Raw genomic sequence first — 22,731 nt, forward strand, 5'->3', positions numbered from 1 at the left:
ACCCTCGCGGGCATTCCGTTTGGGTTTTCGGACCGTCAACCGGAAGACTGCACCCGTGACGTCCCGTAACCCGCGCGACTCCAGGCTCCGACTCGTCAGCCCGCGGCCCCTCGCGGCCGCTCCCCGAGCGGTGACCCAGCGCCGCACATCGCGCCCCGCACCGCGACCGCCGGAGGGCACACCGCCGCCCGCGGAACTCGCCCGCATGGCACGCACCGGCCTGTCCGACGCGGCCCGCGTCGCCCGCTGGGCCGACGCCGCACTCCGTCCCGGGCGCGACGACGCGACTCCCGACGGCAAGGGCGCGCTCTCCGACGCGACCGCCGAACGGGCCGCCACCGAACTCGGGCTGACCCCGGTTCAGGTCCGCGCTGACTGGGACACCGCCCGGCTGGCCGGCCTCATCGAGGTGCACGGCGACAGCGCCCGCCCCGGCTGGCGGCTGCGCGCGTGGAGCCGCGACGACAGCGCCGTCCTGCGCGGCTGGGTCGCCCTCTTCGACGCCTGGTCGCTGGCCCACCCCGAACCCTCGGACCGGGAACCGGCCACCGTCGCCGAGGTCGTCTCCGCGATGCCCCAGGTGCTCTCCTTCCTTCAGCTCTCCGCCGGGCCCGTCCCCGTGGAGCAGCTCCTCGACCTGCTCGAACAGCGCGTCACGGAACTGCGCACCGAGCGCTGCGAGGTCGCCTACGGCCCGCAGCCCGAGCCGGCCCCGGAACCCGTCGAGACCCCGGACGCGCCGCTCGCGCCCCTCCTCGACTGGGCCCTGCACGCCCTCGCCTCCGTCGGGGCGCTGACCTACGGCGACGCACAGGCCACCCTCACCCCGCTCGGCAGCTGGGCGGTGTGGGTCAAACTGGAGCAGATCTGCGTCGCCGCGCAGAGCCCCGCAGGGAACATCGAGCAGTCCGCCGAGGACATGCTCCGCGGCTGCGCCCAGCTCCGCCCCAACGCGGCCCGCGCCGAGTACCGCGCCTGGCTCGCCGCCCGCCCCGTCGGCAGCGCCGTCACCGAGCTCCTCGCCGCCGCCCGCGGCGAGGACGCTCTCACCCGCGGCCTGGCCTTCGAGGCGCTGCGCGTGGTCGGTGCCCCCGCCGAGCCCGACGTACGCGCCGTGGCCGACGAGTCGTGGCTGCGCCCCTACGCCCTGCTGTGGCTCGCGGAGCACGAAGGCCACGACCCCGAGGACGCGCACGAGCTGCTCACCCGTGCCGAGTCCACCTGGCTGTGGGTCGACACGGCCGCGGCCGTCGCCGACCACGGCGACGCCCCGCTCCTCGTCCGCCACCTGGAGTCCGCGGTGCAGCCGACCGTGCCCGCGCTCCTCGACGAGGTGCGCGCGGTCGGACATCCGCGCACGGTGCAGGTGCTCGTCGCCCTCGCCGCCGCCCACCCGGACCCGGCCCTCGCCAAGGCCGTACGCCGGGCGGCCTTCCAGGTGCACACCGGCGGAAGCTGACCCGGAAGCCGCCGAAAGCCGCCGGAACCCGTCAGGAGCCGTCGGAACGCAGGGCAGCGGCACGGGCCCGGCGGACAGCGCCCCGAGGCGTCGCCGCGGCGGCTCGCCCCGCGGCGACGGGAGCGCGAGCCGCGGCCCCGCGTAGGAGGCCCCACCCCCGCCCGACGGCGGGGGAGCGACGCCGGAGCGCGGTTCCTACGCGCCTATCTCCGGGGCGTACGTACCGAAGCTCCAGATGTTGCCCTCGATGTCCCGGGCCATGTAGTCCCGCGAGCCGTAGTCCTGGTCGGTCGGGGCCATCAGGATCTCCGCGCCGTGGTCCACGGCGTGCTGATGGTGGGCGTCGACGTCGTCCACGACGATGTACACCCCGCACGGGCCCGCGCTCTTCATCGCCTCGTCGAAACGGCCGCCGCGGCCCTTGGAGCCGAGCATCACCGCGCCGTTCCCCTGCACCAGCTCGGCGTGCATCACCGAACCGTCCTCGCCCTCGTAGACCGACAGCTCGGTGAAGCCGAAGGCCTCGGTGAGCTGCCTGATCGCCGCCTTCGCGTCGGCGTACAGCAGCGAGGGATAGATGCTCGGGCGTCCGCCGTTCGTACCAGCCATGCCGATCACTCCGTCTCGTCACCACGCCGGAATCCGATCCGCTGCCCAGTCTGGCACCGGCCACTGACAACGCCCCGCCGACCGGAGACCGCCGCCCCGGAACCTCTCCGAGGACCGGACGGCCCCCGAGGAGAACCCGCTCAGTTGAACGTGTTGCACTGCGCCATGTCGCCACTGCTGAAGCCCTGGTAGAACCACTGCTGCCGCTGCTGGGCCGAGCCGTGCGTCCAGGTCTCCGGCGTCACCCGGCCCTGGTACCGCTGCTGGATCCGGTCGTCCCCGACCGCGGCCGCCGCGTCCAGACCGTCACGGATGTCGGCGTCCGTCAGCGAGGTCAGCAGCGGCTTGCCCGACGACGTGGACGGGGTGGTCGTCGCATGCCGCGCCCAGACGCCCGCGTAGCAGTCGGCCTGGAGCTCCACCTTCACCGCGTTGCTGTTCGCGCCGGTCACCCCGTCCTGGGACCTGGCCAGCGTGCCCATCAGGTCCTGCACGTGATGCCCGTACTCGTGCGCCACCACGTAGGCCTGCGCGAACGGTCCGCCGCTGGAGCCGAACTTGGTACGCAGCTCGTCGAAGAAGCCCAGGTCCAGATAGACCTTGCGGTCCCCGGGACAGTAGAACGGGCCCACGGCCGACGAGGCGGTCCCGCAGGCCGTGCCCACCCGGCCACTGAAGAAGACGGTGGGGGAGCGGGTGTAGGTGCCGCCCCGGCGCGTGAACTCCTTCGCCCAGTACGTCTGGATGCTGTTGACCACCGCGACGACGCGGCAGTCCTCCTGGGCGTTCGCGTCCCGCCCGGTCCGGCAGGTCTGCTGCAACTGCGCCAGCGACGAGGAGGCCGGCGCCGGCTGGTCGCTGCCGGAGGACAGACCGAGCTGGTCGGGACCGACCCCGAAGAACAGCCCGAGGAGCAGGGCGATCAGACCGGCGAGGCCACCGCCGACGGTCGCCCGGCCACCGGGGATGCGGCTGCCGCGCACATCCTGGACCTCGGACGTGTCCAGGTCCGCGTCGTCGTCGAACTGCATGGACACACCACCCTCTGGCGTACGCCGGTCGGTCGCTCCGTGGCGCCATCCTCGTACGCGCCGGGCCCCGCGGCCCCGGCCCGAGGTCCGAACGGGCTACGCCCGCGCCCGGCGGCCCTCGCGGCGGGATTCCCGGCCGGACGCCCCGCGCCCTCGCGCCCGCTCCGAGGCCCGCGGCGGGGCGAGCGTCACAGTGCCGGAGGCCCGCAGACCGGAAAAGTGGTTGCACGGCCCCGTTAGACTTGGCCCATGGCCATTCTCCTCGCGCATTAGACGGCGGGAACGCCCTCAGCCGTCCACCGACCCCCAGCCCTGGAGTCTGTCCGTGATCTCCGCCTCCGGTATCGAGCTGCGTGCCGGCGCCCGCATCCTCATCGAGTCCGCCACCTTCCGCATCGCGAAGGGCGACCGCATCGGCCTCGTCGGCCGCAACGGCGCGGGCAAGACGACCCTCACCAAGGTCCTCGCCGGCCAGGGCCAGCCCGCCGCGGGCACCGTCACCCGCTCCGGCGAGGTCGGCTACCTGCCCCAGGACCCGCGCACCGGCGACCTCGACGTCCTCGCCCGCGACCGCGTCCTGTCCGCCCGCGGCCTGGACGTCCTGATTCGCAAGATGCGCGAGAACGAACAGCGCATCGCCAACGGCGCGGGCGCCACCCGCGACAAGGCCATGCGGCAGTACGAGCGCCAGGAGACGGAGTTCCTCACCAAGGGCGGCTACTCCGCCGAGGCCGAGGCGGCCACCATCGCCGCCGCGCTCAACCTGCCCGACCGGGTGCTCGGCCAGCCCCTGCACACGCTCTCCGGCGGTCAGCGCCGCCGTATCGAGCTGGCCCGCATCCTCTTCTCGGACGCCGACACCCTGCTGCTCGACGAGCCGACGAACCACCTGGACGCGGACTCGATCGTCTGGCTGCGCGACTACCTGAAGACCTACCGCGGCGGCTTCATCGTGATCTCCCACGACGTGGACCTCGTCGAGACGGTCGTCAACAAGGTCTTCTACCTGGACGCCAACCGCGCCCAGATCGACGTCTACAACATGGGCTGGAAGCTCTACCAGCAGCAGCGCGAGGCCGACGAGAAGCGCCGCAAGCGCGAGCGGCAGAACGCCGAGAAGAAGGCCGCCGCGCTGAACTCGCAGGCGGACAAGATGCGCGCCAAGGCCACCAAGACGGTGGCCGCGCAGAACATGGCCAAGCGCGCCGACAAGCTGCTCGCCGGCCTGGAGGCGGTCCGCGTCTCCGACAAGGTCGCCAAGCTGCGCTTCCCGGAGCCCGCGCCCTGCGGCAAGACCCCGCTCATGGCGGAGGGCCTGTCGAAGTCCTACGGCTCCCTGGAGATCTTCACCGACGTCGACCTGGCCATCGACAAGGGCTCCCGCGTCGTCATCCTCGGCCTGAACGGCGCCGGCAAGACGACCCTGCTGCGCCTGCTCGGCGGCGCCGAGAAGGCCGACACCGGCGAGGTCATCGAGGGCCACGGCCTCAAGCTCGGCTACTACGCGCAGGAGCACGAGACCCTCGACCCCGAGCGCACGGTCCTGGAGAACATGCGGTCCGCCGCCCCCGACCTGGACCTGGTCGAGGTCCGCAAGACGCTCGGCTCGTTCCTGTTCTCCGGCGACGACGTCGACAAGCCGGCCGGGGTGCTCTCCGGTGGTGAGAAGACGCGGCTCGCGCTCGCGACCCTCGTCGTCTCCTCCGCGAACGTCCTGCTGCTCGACGAACCGACGAACAACCTCGACCCGGCCAGCCGCGAGGAGATCCTCGGCGCGCTGCGCACCTACAAGGGCGCCGTCGTCCTCGTCACCCACGACGAGGGTGCCGTCGAGGCGCTCCAGCCGGAGCGGATCATCCTGCTGCCGGACGGCGTCGAGGACCTGTGGGGTTCCGACTACGCCGACCTGGTCGCCCTCGCCTGAGCCCCCGCGAGGGGTCCGCACACCGAGATCGAATGACTGATCCACTGCGTATGGATCATTCGGCCGATCCGTGATCCATCATCTGTGTGAGATCTCCTCGTACCGAGGTGTGTCCTACACCGATTTTCCGGCCGAGCCCTGTGTTCTCCAGGGCTCGGCCGTTCTGCGTCGCTGACCAGGGACTTCGTGGAAGAACCCGTTCGGCGGTACGGAACGCACCAGCCGGAACCACTGATTCCACTCGTGGGGACGGGCTCCTGTCGTCAAAACCTTGTCTTACGGACCTTGCCGAATGGGTGGCCATGACGCCCGGGAGGGGTGATCATGAGAGTCCAGAGCGCACTTCCCATGAGGAGGCACGGGTGGCCGAGACTCTGAAGAAGGGCAGCCGGGTAACCGGCGCCGCGCGCGACAAGCTCGCGGCAGACCTGAAGAAGAAGTACGACTCCGGTGCGAGCATCCGAGCGCTGGCCGAAGAGACCGGCCGTTCGTATGGCTTCGTGCACCGGATGCTCAGCGAGTCGGGCGTCACGCTCCGAGGGCGTGGCGGAGCGACGCGGGGCAAGAAGGCCGCTTCGGCCTGAGGCCGGGCGTCCCCATCGGCTTCGGTGGTGACCACCCGGTCGGTCGGGTGACCGACCGGGTGGTTACTGTGCAGTCACTTAGGTGTGCCCTCGTGCTTCACGAGGTGCACACCTGAACCGACCGCACCCACCGGAGGCACCCCATGGCTTCGCCCGACAAGGATCTCGAACCGGTACTCGACAAGGACGGCGTACGGCTCACCGTCGACGACGCGATCGCCACGGTGACCCTGACCAACCCGGCCAAGCGCAACGCCCAGAGTCCTGCTCTGTGGCGGGCGTTGACGCAAGCCGGCCGGTCACTGCCGGGCTCCGTCCGGGTCGTCGTGCTGCGCGCCGAGGGCCAGTCCTTCTCCGCGGGGCTCGACCGGCAGGCGTTCACGCCCGAGGGCTTCGACGGCGAACCGTCGTTCATCGATCTCGCCCGCGGATCCGACGCCGAGCTCGACGCGACCATCGCCGAGTACCAGGAGGCGTTCACCTGGTGGCGGCGCAGCGACCTCGTGTCGATCGCCGCTGTGCAGGGGCATGCCATCGGTGCCGGGTTCCAGCTCGCCCTCGCCTGTGATCTGCGCGTCGTCGCCGACGACGTGCAGTTCGCCATGCGCGAGACCAGCCTCGGCCTCGTGCCCGACCTCACCGGCACGCACCCCCTGGTGAGCCTCGTCGGGTACGCCCGCGCCCTGGAGATCTGCGCGACCGGCCGCTTCGTCCTGGCCGAGGAGGCCGAGCGCACCGGACTCGCCAACCTCGCGGTGCCCGCGGCGCAGCTCGACGACGCGGTCCGTGACCTCACCGCGGCGCTGCTGGCCGCCCCGCGCGACGCCGTGATCGAGACGAAGGCCCTGCTGCGCGGCGCCCAGGAGCGTTCCTACGAGGACCAGCGCACCGCCGAACGCGCCTCGCAGGCGCGTCGTCTCCGGGACCTCGCCGGCGTCGGCGACTGACCACGACGACCGGGGCGCGTCCGTACGGTCCTGTCCCGCGGACCGTCGTCGCGCCCCCGGCCGGCGAAGTGAAGTGAACGCCCGGCGCCCCGGCGACCCGCTCGTACCGGGTCAGCCGACGGCGGTCACCAGAACCGCCACGGACGGGGTGTCCCGAGCCGCCTCCGCGACCGCCGTCCTGACCGCGCGAGCCACCTCCACCGCCCGGAAGCCGGCCGCGACCGCGAGTTCCACGCGGACGTGACGCCGGGGCACGGCCGACTCCGCGGTGGCGGGAGTCCCGATGTCCACCGATCGGCCCAACGCGTCCGTCAGACGGGTGACACCCGCGACGCCCCGGACGACGGCGGCGATCCGTGCCTCCTCCGGACCGTCCGGGACCTTCGGCTCCACGGGCGCGGCACCCTCCCGTACGTCCTGCTCGTCCTTCCGGGACGTCATCTGCGCGTCCGTCAGCAGGTCCGTCACCTGGAGGTCCACCTCGCTCACGTCGAGGCCGAGGCGCTGTGCCGCCGCGGCCGACAGGGCGAGCCGCAGCCGCTCCGCGGTCGCCGGCAGCGAGTCGGCCCCCGGGGCGGTGGGATCCGCCGCCGCCCCGAACTCCGCCGTCACGCGCAGCGGACCGGGCGCGAGGGCACTCGGCGGGGCCGGCACGGCGGAGGCGTACGGCCCGTCCGGATCGGCGAGCGCGATCCGCAGCGTGCCGAGGCGCACGCCGTCCACGGCCGTCGCCGCCCGCCGCAGCACGGCGTCCGCGGCGCTCTCCGTGATCCACGCGCCGTCGCGCGAAAGGCCCAGCGGCAGCAGCCTGCCGAGTCCGAGCTGATTCCGTACCACCTGCGCCCACCGGTCCGCGGTCATGGCCCCAGCCTGCCCCATCACCGGGCGCGCGACCGCGCGACCCGACCTACTGTGGCCTCAGGAGGACGACCGAAAGGGACGTACGGCAATGACCGATATGACCGAGCGGAACCGGACGGACAGCCCCGACGCCGAGAAGGAGGCCGGGCGCAAGCCCACCAAGCGCGGCGGCGGGGACCCCGCGACGCGCGGGCGGACCACCATCGCCGACGGTGTCGTGGAGAAGATCGCCGGGCTCGCCGCGCGGGACGTCGTCGGCGTCCACGCGATGGGCAGCGGGATGAGCCGGACCATCGGCGCGATGCGCGACCGGGTGCCCGGCACCAGCAGCAGCAAGTCCGTGACCCGTGGTGTGAAGGCCGAGGTCGGCGAGGTGCAGACCGCCCTCGACCTGGAGATCGTCGTCGACTACGGCGTCTCCATCGCCGACGTGGCGCGTGACGTGCGCGAGAACGTCGTCGCCGCCGTCGAGCGTATGACCGGCCTCGAAGTGGTCGAAGTCAACATCGCGGTGAGTGATGTGAAGCTTCCCGAGGAAGAAGACGAGGAACCGGAGTCACGTCTCCAGTGACCCCCGCGTCACCGGAACGTCCCGCCCCACCACCCGGCCACCGGGTCACGCGTGATCACACGGCCGCCGAACCGCTGAGGAGCGCACCATGAGCTTGGCCGTTGTCGGCATGATCGCCGGTATGGCGCTGGCCTTCGCCGGGTACTTCGGCGGATTCGGCGCCTTTCTCCTGGTGGCCGCTCTGGGCGCCGTCGGGTTCTTCGTCGGACGGTTCCTCGAGGGGGACCTGGACGTGGGCGACCTCTTCCGCGCCCGTGACGACCGGCGGCGGTGACCCGTGCCAGGTCAGGTCGACCGGCTCGGTGAGACCCGGCCGGGCGTGACGACCGTGGTGGCGCCCGAGCGGGGCGCCACCCGGATCGCCGACCGGGTCGTCGCGAAGATCGCGTCGCAGGCGGCGCGCGAGGCACTCCCGCCGCTGCCGCCCGACGCCGTGCCCCCGCACGCGACCGTCGTCGTCCGGCGGCAGTCCTCCGGCGCCGGGGGAGAGGGCGACCGCCCGACGCACAGCGCCCAGGTCCGGGTCAGTCTCGAACTGGGATACCCCTCCGACATCGGTGGCCAGTGCAACGCGGTGCGTCGTCATGTCGCGGAGCGGGTAGAGGCGTTGGCGGGAATGGAAGTGCCGGAGGTCGCCGTCCAGGTGGAGCGGCTGCACCTGGCACACGGGCCGGGTTCGGTACAGGGGAGGACGCGATGAGCGAGCCCCAGGGCTCCGAGAACACCCGGAAGCTGCCGGTGCTGGAGAAGTCGGACGACCCCGGCGCGCTCGGCCAGTCCGCTTCGGCGGCGGCCTACGAACCGCTGGAGACGCTGGACGACAAGGACAGCCGCCAGGGCCGCTTCTGGTCCGCGCGACGCGTTCCGGCCTGCGTCCTCGCGATCCTGCTCTTCGTGATCGCCGGATTCTTCCTCTACGACGTCGCGGCCGTCCGCGCCGGTCGCTCCGCCCTCGAACTGCGCAAGTGGTTCGCCCGGCAGCTCGCCGAGCGGCCTCTCGACGACACCGCCGTCCTCGTGGGCGCCGGCGTCGCCGCCGCGCTCGGGCTCTGGCTGATCCTCCTCGCCGCCACCCCCGGGCTGCGCGACGTGCTGCCCATGCGGCGCACCCACCGCGACGTGCGGGCCGGGCTGCACCGGGGAGCCGCCGCGATGGCCCTGCGCGACCGCGCCATGGAGGTCGCCGGCGTCCAGTCGGTCCGGGTCCGCGTGAAGCGGCGCAAGGTCGACGTCCGCGCGGTGTCCCACTTCCGCGAACTCGACGACGTCCGTGCCGACCTGGACTCCACGCTCACCGACGGCATCCAGGGACTGGGGCTGTCCCGCTCACCGGGCCTCTCGGTACGGGTCGCCCGTCCCGGACGGAAGGGGTGATGTCCGTGCGCCGGACCGTCAACCGCGTACTGATCGGGCTGGCCGGACTCGTCCTGCTCGCCCTCGGCGGCTCCGTCCTCGCCATCGGGCTCGGCGTCAAGCCGCCCTCGTGGTGGATCCACGACGGACGTCACGACGTGCTCCTCAGCACCGCCGAACGGACCAAGTGGCGCGACCAGGGCTGGTGGTGGCCCGTCGTCATCGCCGCCCTCGCGGTCCTCGTGCTGTTCGCCCTGTGGTGGCTGTTCGCCGACCTCCGGCGCCGGCGCCTCGCCGAGGTGCTCGTCGACACCGGTGACGGAGAGGGCGCCCTGCTGCGCGGGCGGGCGCTGGAGAGCGTGCTCGCCGCCGAGGCCGACGGGCTGGGCGGCGTCGACACGGCCCGGGTCCGCCTGACCGGCCGCCGCACCCTGCCCGAGGCGCACGTACGGCTCCTGCTGGAACCGCACGTCGACCCCGGGCAGGTGCTGCACCAGCTGACCGTCGAGGCCCTCGCGCACGCGCGGAACTCGGCGGGCCTCGCGGCGCTCCCGGCGGAGGTGCGGCTGCGCGGCGTCAAGCACCGCGCGGAGCGCGTGACCTGAGCGGACCGGTCAGAACCCGCTGCGCATCCCGCCGTCGACCGGGACCATGATGCCGGTCAGGTACGAGGCGGCGGGGGAGAGCAGGAACGCGGCCGTGCGGCCGAACTCCTCCGGGGTGCCGTAGCGGCGCAGCGGGATACGCGACTCGTTGGCCGCCCGGGTGGCCTCGGGGTCGGCCGACAGACCGTCCAGCTCGCGGACCCGGTCCGTGTCGATGCGTGAGGGCAGCAGTCCAACGACGCGGATGCCGCGCGGGCCCAGCTCGTCCGCGAGGGACTTGGCGAAGCCCGCGAGGCCCGGACGCAGTCCGTTGGAGATGGTGAGCCCGCCGATCGGCTCGTACACCGAGCCGGAGAGCACGAAGCCGACGGCGCCGCCCGCGCCGAGTTCCGCGGCGGCCGCGCGGGCCAGCCGCACCGCGCCCAGGAAGACCGACTCGAAGGCGGCCGTCCACTGCTCGTCGGTGTTGTCCGCGGCGAAGCCCGGCGGCGGGCCGCCGACGCTGATGAGGATGCCGTCGAAGGCGCCGAAGTGCTCCCGGGCGGCCGCGATCAGGCGGGCCGGGGCCTCGGGGTCGGCGTTGTCGGCCGCCACCCCGACGGCGTTCGGGCCGAGCGCGGCGGCGGCGTCGGCCGCGCTCTTCGCGTCGCGCCCGCTCAGCACCACCTTCGCGCCGTCGGCGACGAGTTCCCGCGCGGCGGCGTTGCCCAGGCCACGGGTGGCACCCGTGACGACGTACACACGATCCTTCAGTCCAAGATCCATGGCGCCCATCCTCCCCCATGCCGTGAGCCGTCTCCAGGGTGGGCGCCGGCCGGGCGGGCGGGGCGCCCTACGCCCCGTCGGGTGTGCCCTCGCCCTCCACCGGCGGGTTCGCGGGCGGTACCCCGAAGAGGCTGAGGGCGCTCACCACCAGGCCGATGTGGCTGAACGCCTGCGGGAAGTTGCCGAGCTGGCGCTCCGCGACGGGGTCGTACTCCTCGGACAGCAGCCCCACGTCGTTGGTGAGACCGACCAGCCGCTCGAACAGCTCGCGCGCCTCCTGCGTACGGCCCGTCAGATACAGGGCGTCGGCGAGCCAGAACGAGCAGACGACGAAGGTGCCCTCATCGCCGGGGAGCCCGTCGACATCGGTCGTCGCCGCGCTGTAGCGGCGCACCAGGAGGCCGTCGGGGGCGAGTTCGGCACGGACCGCGTCCACCGTGCCGATCACCTTCGGGTCGTCGGCGGGCAGGAAGCCGACGCGGGGGATGAGCAGCAGGGCGGCGTCGAGTTCCGCCGAGCCGTAGGACTGGGTGAAGGTGTTGCGTTCGGCGTCGAAGCCGCGCTCGCACACCTCGCGGTGCACCTCGTCGCGCATCGCCCGCCAGCCCTCCAGGTCGCCTTCGAGCGACGGGTCCTCCTCCAGGGTGCGCACGGCGCGGTCGGCGGCCACCCAGGCCATCACCTTGGAGTAGACGAAGTGCCGGCGCGGGCCGCGGATCTCCCAGATCCCCTCGTCCGGCTGCCGCCACGCCACGCGCAGGAAGTCCATCATGGCGCACTGCACGCGCCACATGTGCGGCCTCGACGGCAGGCCCGAACGCCGCGCGAGCCACAGCGAGTCGATGACCTCGCCGTACACGTCGAGCTGCAACTGCTCGACGGCGCTGTTGCCGACCCGGACGGGCGCGGAGCCCGCGTATCCGGACAGCCACGGGATCTCGTACTCCGACAGCCGGCGTTCGCCCGACAGGCCGTACATGATCTGCAGGTCCGCCGGGTCGCCCGCGACCGCCCGCAGCAGCCAGTCGCGCCAGGCCTCGGCCTCCTCCTGATAGCCGGCCGCGAGCAGCGCCCCCAGGGTGAGCGTGGAGTCGCGCAGCCAGCAGTAGCGGTAGTCCCAGTTGCGGACACCGCCCAGCTCCTCGGGGAGCGAGGTGGTCGGGGCGGCCACGATGCCGCCGGTCGGCGCGTAGGTGAGGGCCTTCAGCGTGAGCAGGGAACGCACGACGACGTCCCGGTGCGGTCCCTCGTAACGGCAGCGGGCGGCCCATGCCCGCCAGTCCGTGACGCTCGTCTCCAGCGACTCGAAGGGATCGCTGAGCGGCGGGCGCGGGCGGTGCGAGGGGTGCCAGGTCAGGACGAAGGCGACCTTCTGACCTGCCTCGACGGTGAACTCGGAGTAGGTGCGGAAGTTCTTGCCCCAGGTGGGGACGGGCGGTTCGCTGCGCAGCCACACCGAGTCCGGGCCCGCGACCGCCACCCGGTGCCCGTCCGACTTCCGCATCCAGGGAACGACCGACCCGTAGTCGAAGCGCAGCTGGAGCCGGCTGTTCATCCTCACCCGGCCGCTGAGTCCCTCGACGACGCGCACGAGATCGGGGGCGTGCTCCCGCTGCGGCATCAGGTCGGTCACCCGGACGGACCCCTCGGCGGTGTCCCACTCGGTGTCGAGCACCAGGGTGTCGGGGCGGTACGCGCGCCGGGTGCACACGTCGGCGCCCTCGGGCGCGATCCGCCAGTGGCCGTTGTCCTCGTCGCCCAGCAGGGCCGCGAAGCAGGCGGCGGAGTCGAAGCGGGGAAGGCACAGCCAGTCGACGGACCCGTCGCGGCCCACCAGAGCGGCGGTCTGTTCGTCCCCGATGAGCGCGTAGTCCTCGATGCGTCGGTGCACGCAGGACCGGTTCCCGACCGGGGCGAGCGCCAATCGGGCCGCCGGAGTGGCAGGAGCGGCGACAGCGGCCGGGGAGCGGGCGCTCCTAGACGCTCGCCGGCTCCGCTTCCTCTTCCGGGGCCGTCTCCGCGGCCGCGGCCTCCGCGCGGTCGCGGCGCTCACGGCGGACCAGGACCACCCAGCCGAAGGGGACGCCCGCGGAGAACAGCCACCACTGGATCGCGTACGCCATGTGCGGACCGATGTCGCTGTGCTCGGGGTCTGGGATGAGTTCGGGGGAGTCGCCCCTGGGGCGCGGCGCCGTCTGCTCGACGTAGCCGCCGAGGACCTGCTTGCCGAGCCGCTGCGCCTGCTGCTCGCTGTTGATCAGCATGACCTGGCGGTCGGGCAGTCCGCGGACGTTCTTGATGCCGCTGTCGGCGGTCGTCTGGTCGGCCATCAGCCGGCCGGTGACGGTGATCTCGCCGCGCTCGGGGGCGGGGATCTTCGGGAAGGCGGTCTGCGCGCCGTCCGCCGGGACCCAGCCGCGGTTGACCATGAGGACCCGGCCGTCGGTCAGCACGAACGGCGTCAGGACGTGATAGCCGACCTCGCCGTCGGAGTTGGTGCGGCGGCGGACGACCTCTTCGTGCGCGGTGTCGAAGTGGCCCTCGGCACTGACCCGGCGGTACAGGTCGTCGTGCCGGATGTGCCGTCCCGGCGCGGTGAGCGTCTCGGCGGGCACCGGCTTCGCCGCCAGCGAGTCGGAGATCACCGTGTTCAGGGCGACCTTGTGCTCGTGCCGGTGCAGCTGCCAGAAGCCCAGCTTGATCATCGTGGGGACGAGCACGAGGGCCACGAGGGTGAGGATCACCCACTGCCGGGACAACAGGAAGCGGTACACCCCATTGACGGTACTCGGCATGGTTTCGGCCCCCGACGGGAGGGTCCCGCCGAGGGCCGCGCGTGGCCTGCTCCCGAGGTGGTCCGAGGCTCAGACCTTGTCGACGACCCCCGTCCTGCCCTCCGCGCGGGCGCAGTGCGCGCCGCAGTACCAGTGGCCCTCGACCTCGACGCCCTGGCCGATGACCTGCACCCGACAGTGCTCGCAGATCGGGGCCATCCGGTGGATCGCGCAGGAGAAGCAGTCGAAGACGTGCACCGCGCCCTGCGCGTGCACCTCGAAGCTCATTCCGTAGTCATTGCCGCATACTTCGCATCTCGCCATGCGCCACAGGGTGGAGTGCCGTGGCGGCGCGGGCGAGCGGGGGCCGGGCGAGTCGCGCGTCAATCACCCGTACGCCCGTCACTCTCCCGTGCCCGTTCGGCCACCCGTACGTCCGTCACCCGCGCGACGCGGGTTCGACGTCGCGCAGCAGCTGTCCGAACGCGGCCTCGTCGATCACCGGCGTCCCGAACTGCCGGGCCTTGACGACCTTCGACGTGGCGGCGTCGGGGTCGTTCGTCACGAGCAGGCTGGTGAGCCGGGACAGGCTCGTCGCGACGTGCAGTCCCGCCTCCACGGCGCGGTCCTCCAGCAGTTCGCGGTCGACGGAGGTGTCGCCCGAGAACGCGACGCGCATGCCCTGCTTGAGCGGTTTGCCCGTCTCGTACCGCCCGGGGTTCGGGTAGGGGCATGCCGGACGCTTGCGCGAGGGGCGCCAACTCCCCGAGGGGTAGCCGCCCGACGCGTACCCTCCGGCCTGCCGTCCGATCCGGGGTGCCGACGTGCTGCCGGACCACTCCTTGAGCGGCAGGCATTCGAGAAGGGGCAGGCGCACCCCGTCACGCGCCGCGGCCCGCAGGCTCGGCCGGAACGCCTCGGCCAGCACGCGGGCGTCGTCCAGCGCGTGGTGCGCGCGCTGCTGCACGACCCCGAAATGCGCGGCCAGCGACTCCAGCTTGTGGTTGGGCAGCGGCAGGCCCAGCTCCTTGGAGAGGGCGATGGTGCACAGCCGCTGACGCACCGGCGCCTCGCGCTCCGCGCGCGCGTACTCGCGGGCGATCATCGACCAGTCGAAGACCGCGTTGTGTGCGACGAGGACGCGGCCGTCGAGCCGTGCGGCGAACTCCTCGGCGATCTCCGGGAAGAGGGGCGCCCCTTCGAGCATGTCGCTGGTGAGCCCGTGGATCCACACCGGGCCCGGGTCGCGCTCGGGATTGACCATCGTGTACCAGTGGTCCTCGACCTCGCCGCGCGCGTCCAGCCGGTAGACGGCGGCGGAGATTATCCGGTCGTCGCGGGCCAGTCCTGTGGTCTCCACGTCAACGACCGCGTATCCCTGCGGATACGCGGCCGGCCAGGAGGCTGGGGACGCTGCGGTCGTGAGGTCTTCGAGCATGGTCACTGAGGATACGGGCCGTGACTGACAGCTCCGCTGCCGCCTTCCCGGAACGCGGCACTCCCCGGGCCCCGGACGTGGCACCGCGCACGGGACCTCCCGCACGGGTGCGCCGCGCCCCGGAGTTGACGCCGCAGCGCTCCCGGGACGGCTCCCGGGACGGGCACCGGTGCGGGCTCGCGGCCCGGTGTCGCCATGACGTCCCCGCCCCCGGCGGCCCGTGTCCGCGGCCGGCGGCCGGGCCGGGCGGCGGCCGCGCGCGGTCCCGGCCGCGCTCTCCGTGCTCCGGGTCAGCCGGCCAGCAGGGCCTCCACCAGCGCCCGTACGGACACGACGAACAGCCTCTCCGGGTCGACCGGTCGGCTCAGTGCCCGCGCCAGGGCCGGGTCGCCCTGTGCGGTCCGCGCGTCCCACAGTTCCTCCTCGGCGGGCCGCTGCACGGGAGCGCGCTCCCGGTTGCGCTCGACGAGGACGAAGCCGACGACCTGGAAGAGCACCGCGCGGACGGCCTCGGCCGCCCGCGCCCCGCGCAGCCCCGCCGCGTGCACCTCGCGCACCAGGGCCTGCCGGGCGGGCAGGAACATCCGCTCGGTGAGGCCGCGTTCGTGGACCATCGCCACGAGGTGGGGATGTTCCCGCAGCTGCCGGCGCAGGGCCCGGGCGACCGAGACGACGCGGGCGGCGGGTGTGCGCCCGGCGGCCCGGATCTCGCCGAGGTCGGCCACGGTGCGTTCGACGAGGGCGTCGAGAAGCGACTCGCGGTTGCCGACGTGCCAGTAGATCGAGGTGACGGCGGTGCCCAGCTCGGCGGCGAGCCCCCGCATCGTCAGGGCGTCCGGACCGTGCCGCTTCACCAGACCTGCGGCGGTCTCCAGGACCTCCTCGCGGGTGAGTGCGGGTCTTCCCATGGCGCTCCCCGATTCCGTGCCTGCACGTGTATTCACCCTTCGAGCAGTCTGCTGTAACTGTGTTACAGGCGCCAGTGACGGGCCATCAGAAAGCTGCTGCTTCCCCGCGAAGGGCGGTACGACATGGCACGAGTGAGGTACGGGGCACGCACCGAGGCGGAGATCGCCGCCGCGCGCACGGCGAACTCCCGGCTCCCCGACATCTGGTCCACCGGAGTGGTGGCCGTCTGGGAGAGCGACCCGGACGCGGTCGCGGCGGTCCTGCCGCCGCCGCTGAAGCCCACCGCGCGGCCCCTGGTCCGCGTGAACATCAGCAAGGTCGATCTGCCCGGATACCCGCTGGGCGCCGGCTCGTTCGCCGTCGCCGCGGCGCACGACGGCGTCGAGGGCTGGTACCCGCTGGTCATGCCGATGACCCACGAGCGGGCCCTGACCGGCGGGCGCGAGGTCTTCGGCGAACCCAAGAAGCTCGGCGAGGTGACGGTCGAGCGCGACGGGCTCGTGGTGCGTGCCGTCCTCGCCCGGCACGGCATCGCCTTCGTCGAGGTGCGCGGCGCGGTGAGCGGCGACCTGCCGCTGCCGGAACCCGCGCGCAAGACCGACTTCTACTTCAAGTTCCTTCCCGCGGTGTACGGTTCGGGATTCGACCTCGACCCGGTCCTCGTGCACTGCGTGCGCAACGAGAAGGTCCGCCGGCTGGAGCGCGTCACCGGTGACGTCGTCCTGCGGGAGTCGATGTACGACCCGGTCGCCGACCTCCCCGTCCGCCGGCTCGTGGAGATCACCATCGGCGAGAAGACCACCGACCAGCAGGGCAGGGTCGTCGAACGGGTCAGCGCGCAGGCCCTGTTGCCGTACGTCCACCAGCGCTACGACGACCCCCGGCAGATCCTCGACGGCCCGCCCGAAGGGAGCGTGTGATGGAACTGCGCGCGGGACAGGTCGCCGTGGTCACCGGAGCCGCGAGCGGCATCGGGCTGGCCATGGCGCGACGGTTCGCCGCCGAGGGACTGAAGGTGGTCCTCGCCGACGTCGAGGAGGGCGCCCTGGACAAGGCCACCGCGGAACTGCGCGAGGACGGCGCGGACGTGCACGCACGCGTGGTGGACGTCGGTGAGCGCTCCGAGGTCGTCGCGCTCGCCGAGGACGCCTACAGCACGTACGGCGCGGTGCACGTCCTGTGCAACAACGCGGGCGTCGGCTCCGGAGCCGAGGGCCGCATGTGGGAGCACGACCCGAACGACTGGAAGTGGGCCTTCGCCGTCAACGTGTGGGGCGTCTTCCACGGCATCCAGGCGTTCGTCCCCCGGATGATCGCCGCCGGCGAGCCGGGCCACGTCGTCAACACCTCCTCCGGCGACGGCGGGATCGCCCCGCTGCCCACCGCATCCGTCTACGCCGTCACCAAGGCCGCCGTGGTGACGATGACCGAGTCGCTCTACGCCCATCTGAAGGCGGAGCACGCGCGCGTGGGCGCCTCCGTCCTCTTCCCCGGACCCCACATGCTCCGCACCGGCCTGTGGGAGTCGCACCGCAACCGTCCCGAGCGCTACGCCAAGGCGCGGCCCCGGAAGACCCCGTACCGCAGCCTCGGCCAGTGGGAGGCCGCGATGAGGGAGTCGGGCCACGACGTCCTGTTCACGCCCGTAGAACAGGTCGCCGACCTCGTCGCCGAGGGAGTCCGCCGGGACCGCTTCTGGCTGCTGCCCGAGAGCGAGCACAGCGACCGGCAGATCCGTGCCCGGTCGCAGTCGATGCTCGACCGGGCCGATCCGTCCTACCTGGAAAGCTTCATCCTCGACTGAGGGGGCGCGGTGACCGCACAGGACCCGTATCTGATCATCTCCTCCGACTGCCACGCCGGCCTCCCCACCGAGGAGTACCGGCCCTACCTGGACGCCCGGTTCCACCGGGACTTCGACGAGTTCCTCGCGGGCCAGGGCCGGCGCCGCGAGGAGATGACCCGTCTCGGCATCCGCAACGAGACGTTCGCCGACAAGTGGTTCGAGGACAACGAGGAAGGCCTGCGCGGCGGTTGGGACACCGCGCAGCGCCTCAAGGAACTCGACGGCGACGGGGTGGCCGCCGAGGTCGTCTTCCCCGACGCGGACGCCGTCGACAGCCGCACCGCCGCGCCCTTCGGGGTCGGCCTCGGCCTCTCCGGCGACCAGGACCCGGACCTCGGCATGGCGGGCGCGCAGGCCCACAACCGCTGGCTCGCCGAGTTCGTCTCCGAACACCCCGAACGGCACTGCGGGGTGGCACTGCTGCCGATCACGGGCGAGACCGGCCGGGTCGTCGCCGAGGTGTACCGGGCCAAGGAGTCCGGCCTCGGCGCCCTGATGATCCCGTCCATGTGGGTCGACAAGGAGCCCTACCACGACCGCCGTTACGACCCGGTGTGGGCGGCGGCCGCCGAGTGCGGGATGCCCGTGCTCACCCACTCCGGAGCGGCTCCCCGCCACGAGTACGGCGACCACCTCGGGATCTACGTCTCCGAGGTCACCTGGTGGCCCGCGCGCCCCCTCTGGTTCCTGCTCTGGTCCGGAGTCTTCGAACGCCACCCCGGACTCCGCTTCGGCGTCGCGGAGTCCGGCTGCTGGTGGCTGCCCAACCTGCTGTGGTTCATGGACCGGCTCTACCTCGGCGCGCACGGCGGCAAGAAGCTCTCGCCCTTCGCCGAACTGAAACGGCCCCCGCACGAGTACCTGGACCGCCAGGTGTTCGTCTGCGCGACCAACACCAAGCGCCGCGAACTCGCCCAGCGCTATGAGATCGGCGTCGACAACATCCTCTGGGGCAGCGACTTCCCGCACCCCGAGGGCACCTGGCCCGACACCCGCGCCTGGCTGAAGAGGACCTTCCACGACATCCCGGTGGCGGAGACCCGCCGCATGCTCGGACTCGCGGCGGCCGAGGTGTTCGGCTTCGACGTCGCCGAACTCGCCCCGCTCGCCCGGAGGATCGGGCCCACGCCCGCCGAACTCGGCCAGCCGGAGGACCAGTCGGCGGTCGAGGCGTCCTGGGCGCGCTCGCGCGAGGTCGGCCGCCACTGGCTGACCGACCACGACTTCCCCGACCTGGGGGTGACCCCGTGACCACCGACGACCGCTACACCGTCATCTCCGCCGACTGCCACGCGGGCGCCGACCTCCTCGACTACAGGCCCTACCTGGAGCGCGCCCACCACGACGACTTCGACGCCTGGGCGGCCACGTACGTCAACCCGTACGAGGACCTCCTCGCCGAGACCGCCGACCGGAACTGGAACTCCGGGCGGCGCCTCGCGGAGCTGGAGGAGGACGGCATCGTCGCGGAGGTGGTCTTCCCGAACACCGTCCCGCCCTTCTTCCCCTCGGCGTCCCTGATGGCACCGGCCCCGACCGCGGCCGAGTTCGAACAGCGCTGGGCGGGGCTGCGCGCCCACAACCGCTGGCTCGCGGACTTCTGCGCCGCGGCACCCGGCCGGCGCGCGGGCGTCTTCCAGATCCTCCTGAACGACGTCGGCCGGGCGGTCGAGGAGATCCACCGGTCCGCCGACGCCGGCCTGACGGGCGGCCTGCTGCTGCCCGGCACACCCCCCGGCTCCGGCCTGCCCGAGCTGTACTCGACGGCGTACGACCCGATCTGGGCTGCCTGCGCCGAACGGGGCGTCCCGGTCAACCACCACGGAGGCTCGGCCTCGCCGCCCCTCGGCGACGAACCGGCGGCCCGCGCGGTCTTCATGGTGGAGACGACCTGGTTCTCCCACCGGGCCCTGTGGCACCTGGTGTTCGGCGGAGCGTTCGGCCGCCACCCCGGCCTGCGGCTGGTCCTCACCGAACAGGGCTCGGGCTGGATCCCCGGGGTGCTCGACATGCTGGACTACTACCACCGCCGGCTGGTCGCGGCGGCCGGCCGGGCGGCGACGGCCGAGTCCCGGTTCGGCGCCGGACTGGGCGAGGCGATGGGCAAGGGCCCCTCCCAGGTGTGGCGCGACCACTGCTTCGTCGGCGCCAGCTTCATGCGCCCCCACGAGGTCCCGCTGCGCGACCGCATCGGCCTCGACAAGATCATGTGGGGCAGCGACTACCCGCACGACGAGGGCACCCACCCCTACACCCGCGAGGGCCTGCGCATCGCGTACGCGGGACTGCCCCGCGAGGAGGTCGCGGCCATGGTCGGCGGCAACGCGGCCCGCGTCTACGGGTTCGACCTCGCCCACCTCGACGAGATCGCCGCGAAGGTCGGCCCCACGGTGGCCGAGATCGCCGAACCCCTCGTCACCCCGCCCGCCGACGCGACGAGCCCGGCGTTCGCGAGAGGAGGCTCGGTCCGCGTGTGGTGAGGGCACCCCGGTGGCGCCCCGGCACCGTACACACGGACCGGAGAACCACCGGGTCGGTACGGCGCGCCCCGACCCCGGGGTGCGATCCTCCCCGTGTGACGGAACCGACGCACGACGAGGCCCACGGCGGCACACTCGGCTCGCGGCTCAACTGGCTCCGGGCCGCCGTCCTGGGCGCCAACGACGGCATCGTGTCCACCGCCGGCCTCGTCGTCGGCGTGGCCGGCGCCACCGACGACCGCTCCGCCCTGCTCACCGCCGGCCTCGCGGGACTGCTCGCCGGGTCGATGTCGATGGCCGCCGGCGAGTACGTGTCCGTCTCCACCCAGCGCGACTCGGAACTCGCCGCGCTGGCCCTGGAGCGACGCGAACTCAGGGACGCGCCCGAGGCCGAACTGGAAGAGCTGACCGGACTCCTCCAACAACGCGGCCTGTCACGGCAGGTGGCCCGCGAGGCGGCCGAACAGCTCACCGAACGCGACGCCCTGAAGGCCCACGCCTCCGTCGAACTCGGCATCGACCCCGACGACCTCACCAACCCGTGGCACGCCGCCTGGGCGAGCTTCCTCGCGTTCACCGCCGGCGCGCTGCTGCCGCTGCTCGCGATCGTCCTGCCCCCGGCGGCCTGGCGGCTCGGTGTCACCGTGGTCTGCGTACTGGCCGCACTCGCCCTCACCGGCTGGAGCAGCGCACGGCTCGGCGCGGCGGACCCGCGCCGCGCGGTGCTGCGCAACATGGCCGGGGGAGCGCTCGCCATGGCCGTGACGTACGTGGCCGGAGCACTGCTCGGAGCGGCGGGCGTGTGAGGGCCCCGCCCGGCACCGGACGCCGCACGGCGAACTCCGGTGGCCGGGGCGGAAGACCGGCGGAAGGCGAACACCCACCGCCGTTCATACTTGTCGGTAACAGCCTCTAGCCGCGGCCGACCAGCGCCTCTACGGTGCATCCATGCCGAACCTGCCCGACGTCGTGCTGTGGTCGATACCCGCCTTCGTGCTGCTCGCCGTGATCGAGATGGTGAGCGTCCGGCTCCATCCGGACGACGACGCCGCGGGCTACGAGCCGAAGGACTCCGCCACCAGCGTCGGCATGGGCCTCGGCAGCCTCTTCTTCGACTTCCTGTGGAAGTTCCCGATCGTCGCGATCTACGCGGCGGTGTACGAGCTGACGCCGCTGCGCGTACCGCTCCTGTGGTGGACGGTCCCGCTGATGCTGCTCGCCCAGGACTTCTTCTACTACTGGGCCCACCGCGGCCATCACGTCGTCCGCGTCCTGTGGGCCTGTCACGTCGTCCACCACTCCAGCCGGAGGTTCAACCTCACCACCGCGCTGCGCCAGCCCTGGACCGGCTGGACGTCCTGGCCCTTCTACCTCCCCGCGATCGCGCTCGGCGTGCACCCCGCCGCCCTCGCGTTCTGCTCGTCCGTGAACCTCGTCTACCAGTTCTGGATCCACACCGAGCGCATCGACAAGATGCCCCGCTGGTTCGAGTTCCTCCTCAACACGCCCTCCCACCACCGTGTCCACCACGCGTCCCAGGGCGGCTACCTGGACCGCAACTTCGGCGGCATCCTCATCGTCTGGGACCGGCTCTTCGGATCGTGGGCGGCGGAGACCGGCCGGCCCGTCTACGGGCTCACCAAGAACATCACCACCTACAACCCGCTGCGCGTGGCCACCCACGAGTACGCCGCCATCGCCCGGGACGTGAAGGCCGCGACGACCTGGAGCGAACGCGCCGGACGTGTCCTGCGCGGCCCCGGCTGGCAGCCCGCGCCCCCGGCCACGACCCCGGTCTCCGAGCCCGCCGCTTCTGCCTCCGCCTCGACGCCCGCCGCCTCTGCCTCGGCCCCGGTCTCCGAGCCCGCCGCGTGACCCCGCGCTCCACCCGGCTGCTGCTCGGCGCCTTCGCCCTGGCGACGGCCGTGGACGTCCTCTCGCTCGCCGTCGGGTACGAGCCCGGGCACCTCGTCGCCAAACCGCTCCTCATGCCCCTGCTCGCCGCGTACGCCGCCGTCCGCGGCGGACCCCGGCTGCTGGTCGCCGCGCTGCTCCTCGGCTGGGCCGGCGACCTGGCCCTCCTCTCCGACGCCGACGCCGCCTTCCTCGCCGGCATGGCCTCGTTCGCGGCGGGACACGTCTGCTACCTCGTGCTCTTCCGGCGGACGGCCCGGGCCCGCGGCCCCTGGCTGCCCATCGGGTACGCCGTCGTCCTGGCCGTCCTCGTCGTCCTGCTCTGGCCCGGGCTGCCGGCGGGGCTCCGTGTGCCCGTCGCCGGCTACAGCCTGCTGCTGACCGCGATGGCCTGCGGAGCCACCCGCCCGGGACCCGTCGCCGGGCTCGGCGGCGCCCTCTTCATGCTCTCCGACACCCTCATCGCCACCGGTGTCGCCGACCGGCCGCAGCCCCCGAACCCCGCCTTCTGGATCATGCTCACGTACGCGGCGGCCCAGTTCCTGCTGGTCCGAGGCGTGCTCGGACCCCTCGGCGGCTCGTCCGCGGCCGCGGCGGCGTACGGTGGTATGCGCTCGACCACCCCCTGAGCACACACCCCGCACACCGCACGAGAGGGACC

The 22,731-nt window shown here is 72.8% G+C and carries 25 protein-coding genes; 16 read left to right on the forward strand and 9 right to left on the reverse strand.

The window, feature by feature from the left end:
- Positions 1-55: 55 nt before the first annotated feature.
- Positions 56-1,459, forward strand: coding sequence for a hypothetical protein (locus OG406_RS30365; protein ID WP_267050417.1), 1,404 nt, complete (start codon positions 56-58; stop codon positions 1,457-1,459).
- A 195-nt stretch (positions 1,460-1,654) separates the two neighbouring features.
- On the opposite strand, the gene OG406_RS30370 is transcribed toward OG406_RS30365, so the two are convergent.
- Together OG406_RS30370 and ypfJ are read right to left on the reverse strand one after the other, a co-directional pair.
- The gene (locus OG406_RS30370; RefSeq protein ID WP_081224066.1) at positions 1,655-2,068 is read right to left on the reverse strand and encodes a VOC family protein; all 414 of its coding nucleotides are present in this window, start codon (positions 2,066-2,068) and stop codon (positions 1,655-1,657) included.
- Positions 2,069-2,208: 140 nt separating this feature from the next.
- A complete protein-coding gene (gene ypfJ / locus OG406_RS30375; protein WP_164374297.1) occupies positions 2,209-3,099 on the reverse strand; it encodes a KPN_02809 family neutral zinc metallopeptidase in 891 nt (296 codons plus the stop codon).
- Positions 3,100-3,424: 325 nt separating this feature from the next.
- On the opposite strand from ypfJ, the gene OG406_RS30380 reads away from it, so the two are divergent.
- From OG406_RS30380 to OG406_RS30390, 3 genes are all read left to right on the forward strand, one after another.
- Complete coding sequence (locus OG406_RS30380; RefSeq protein ID WP_326843474.1) at positions 3,425-5,023, forward strand: ABC-F family ATP-binding cassette domain-containing protein; 1,599 nt, start codon at positions 3,425-3,427, stop codon at positions 5,021-5,023.
- A 362-nt stretch (positions 5,024-5,385) separates the two neighbouring features.
- Positions 5,386-5,607: a helix-turn-helix domain-containing protein gene (locus OG406_RS30385; protein ID WP_006123601.1), complete on the forward strand. Its 222-nt coding sequence runs from the start codon at positions 5,386-5,388 to the stop codon at positions 5,605-5,607.
- Between the two features lie 143 nt (positions 5,608-5,750).
- Positions 5,751-6,554 (forward strand): enoyl-CoA hydratase/isomerase family protein, encoded by an 804-nt coding sequence (locus OG406_RS30390; RefSeq protein ID WP_266612625.1) that lies wholly within the window; start codon positions 5,751-5,753, stop codon positions 6,552-6,554.
- A 111-nt stretch (positions 6,555-6,665) separates the two neighbouring features.
- On the opposite strand, the gene OG406_RS30395 is transcribed toward OG406_RS30390, so the two are convergent.
- Complete coding sequence (locus OG406_RS30395; protein ID WP_327410125.1) at positions 6,666-7,415, reverse strand: nucleopolyhedrovirus P10 family protein; 750 nt, start codon at positions 7,413-7,415, stop codon at positions 6,666-6,668.
- An 88-nt stretch (positions 7,416-7,503) separates the two neighbouring features.
- On the opposite strand from OG406_RS30395, the gene OG406_RS30400 reads away from it, so the two are divergent.
- From OG406_RS30400 to amaP, 5 genes are all read left to right on the forward strand, one after another.
- Positions 7,504-7,986 carry an Asp23/Gls24 family envelope stress response protein gene (locus tag OG406_RS30400; protein WP_326843476.1) on the forward strand — a complete coding sequence of 161 codons (483 nt, stop codon included), beginning with the start codon at positions 7,504-7,506 and terminating at the stop codon, positions 7,984-7,986.
- 88 nt (positions 7,987-8,074) lie between these two features.
- The gene (locus OG406_RS30405) at positions 8,075-8,260 is read left to right on the forward strand and encodes a hypothetical protein (RefSeq protein WP_081223687.1); all 186 of its coding nucleotides are present in this window, start codon (positions 8,075-8,077) and stop codon (positions 8,258-8,260) included.
- A gap of 3 nt (positions 8,261-8,263) precedes the next feature.
- Positions 8,264-8,686 carry an Asp23/Gls24 family envelope stress response protein gene (locus OG406_RS30410; RefSeq protein ID WP_385392630.1) on the forward strand — a complete coding sequence of 141 codons (423 nt, stop codon included), beginning with the start codon at positions 8,264-8,266 and terminating at the stop codon, positions 8,684-8,686.
- Positions 8,683-9,360: a DUF6286 domain-containing protein gene (locus OG406_RS30415; protein WP_326843477.1), complete on the forward strand. Its 678-nt coding sequence runs from the start codon at positions 8,683-8,685 to the stop codon at positions 9,358-9,360. The genes OG406_RS30410 and OG406_RS30415 overlap by 4 nt, the downstream gene beginning before the upstream one ends.
- On the forward strand, positions 9,357-9,944 hold the full coding sequence (amaP, locus tag OG406_RS30420; protein WP_329188846.1) for an alkaline shock response membrane anchor protein AmaP: 588 nt from the start codon (positions 9,357-9,359) through the stop codon (positions 9,942-9,944). Before OG406_RS30415 ends, amaP begins: the two co-directional genes overlap by 4 nt.
- A 9-nt stretch (positions 9,945-9,953) precedes the next feature.
- Here amaP and OG406_RS30425 read toward each other — a convergent pair whose 3' ends face one another.
- From OG406_RS30425 to OG406_RS30450, 6 genes are all read right to left on the reverse strand, one after another.
- Entirely contained in the window at positions 9,954-10,709 is a 756-nt protein-coding gene (locus OG406_RS30425; protein ID WP_081223683.1) for an SDR family oxidoreductase, read from the reverse strand.
- Positions 10,710-10,776: 67 nt separating this feature from the next.
- Positions 10,777-12,600, reverse strand: coding sequence for a glycoside hydrolase family 15 protein (locus tag OG406_RS30430; protein WP_329188848.1), 1,824 nt, complete (start codon positions 12,598-12,600; stop codon positions 10,777-10,779).
- 85 nt (positions 12,601-12,685) lie between these two features.
- Positions 12,686-13,483 carry an SURF1 family cytochrome oxidase biogenesis protein gene (locus OG406_RS30435; RefSeq protein WP_164374290.1) on the reverse strand — a complete coding sequence of 266 codons (798 nt, stop codon included), beginning with the start codon at positions 13,481-13,483 and terminating at the stop codon, positions 12,686-12,688.
- 90 nt (positions 13,484-13,573) lie between these two features.
- Positions 13,574-13,807 (reverse strand): hypothetical protein, encoded by a 234-nt coding sequence (locus OG406_RS30440; protein ID WP_081223681.1) that lies wholly within the window; start codon positions 13,805-13,807, stop codon positions 13,574-13,576.
- 115 nt (positions 13,808-13,922) lie between these two features.
- On the reverse strand, positions 13,923-14,921 hold the full coding sequence (locus tag OG406_RS30445; protein WP_266612615.1) for a DEDDh family exonuclease: 999 nt from the start codon (positions 14,919-14,921) through the stop codon (positions 13,923-13,925).
- A 290-nt stretch (positions 14,922-15,211) separates the two neighbouring features.
- On the reverse strand, positions 15,212-15,829 hold the full coding sequence (locus OG406_RS30450) for a TetR/AcrR family transcriptional regulator (protein WP_164374288.1): 618 nt from the start codon (positions 15,827-15,829) through the stop codon (positions 15,212-15,214).
- 123 nt (positions 15,830-15,952) lie between these two features.
- On the opposite strand from OG406_RS30450, the gene OG406_RS30455 reads away from it, so the two are divergent.
- The 7 genes from OG406_RS30455 to OG406_RS30485 all read left to right on the forward strand — a co-directional run bounded on the left by OG406_RS30455 (position 15,953) and on the right by OG406_RS30485 (position 22,699).
- Complete coding sequence (locus OG406_RS30455; protein WP_329188850.1) at positions 15,953-16,750, forward strand: acetoacetate decarboxylase family protein; 798 nt, start codon at positions 15,953-15,955, stop codon at positions 16,748-16,750.
- Positions 16,750-17,634: an SDR family NAD(P)-dependent oxidoreductase gene (locus OG406_RS30460; RefSeq protein ID WP_329188851.1), complete on the forward strand. Its 885-nt coding sequence runs from the start codon at positions 16,750-16,752 to the stop codon at positions 17,632-17,634. The genes OG406_RS30455 and OG406_RS30460 overlap by 1 nt, the downstream gene beginning before the upstream one ends.
- Positions 17,635-17,643: 9 nt before the next feature.
- A complete protein-coding gene (locus OG406_RS30465; RefSeq protein ID WP_329188852.1) occupies positions 17,644-18,927 on the forward strand; it encodes an amidohydrolase family protein in 1,284 nt (427 codons plus the stop codon).
- Positions 18,924-20,156 carry an amidohydrolase family protein gene (locus tag OG406_RS30470; protein WP_266612607.1) on the forward strand — a complete coding sequence of 411 codons (1,233 nt, stop codon included), beginning with the start codon at positions 18,924-18,926 and terminating at the stop codon, positions 20,154-20,156. The genes OG406_RS30465 and OG406_RS30470 overlap by 4 nt, the downstream gene beginning before the upstream one ends.
- 95 nt (positions 20,157-20,251) lie before the next feature.
- Positions 20,252-20,962, forward strand: a complete 711-nt coding sequence (locus tag OG406_RS30475; protein WP_329188856.1) for a VIT1/CCC1 transporter family protein — start codon at positions 20,252-20,254, stop codon at positions 20,960-20,962.
- A gap of 142 nt (positions 20,963-21,104) precedes the next feature.
- Complete coding sequence (locus tag OG406_RS30480; protein ID WP_329188858.1) at positions 21,105-22,031, forward strand: sterol desaturase family protein; 927 nt, start codon at positions 21,105-21,107, stop codon at positions 22,029-22,031.
- Positions 22,028-22,699 carry a lysoplasmalogenase gene (locus OG406_RS30485; protein WP_329188859.1) on the forward strand — a complete coding sequence of 224 codons (672 nt, stop codon included), beginning with the start codon at positions 22,028-22,030 and terminating at the stop codon, positions 22,697-22,699. The genes OG406_RS30480 and OG406_RS30485 overlap by 4 nt, the downstream gene beginning before the upstream one ends.
- Positions 22,700-22,731 lie beyond the last annotated feature (32 nt).

Source organism: Streptomyces sp. NBC_01428, assembly GCF_036231965.1.
In the GTDB taxonomy this organism is placed as follows: Bacteria; Actinomycetota; Actinomycetes; order Streptomycetales; family Streptomycetaceae; genus Streptomyces.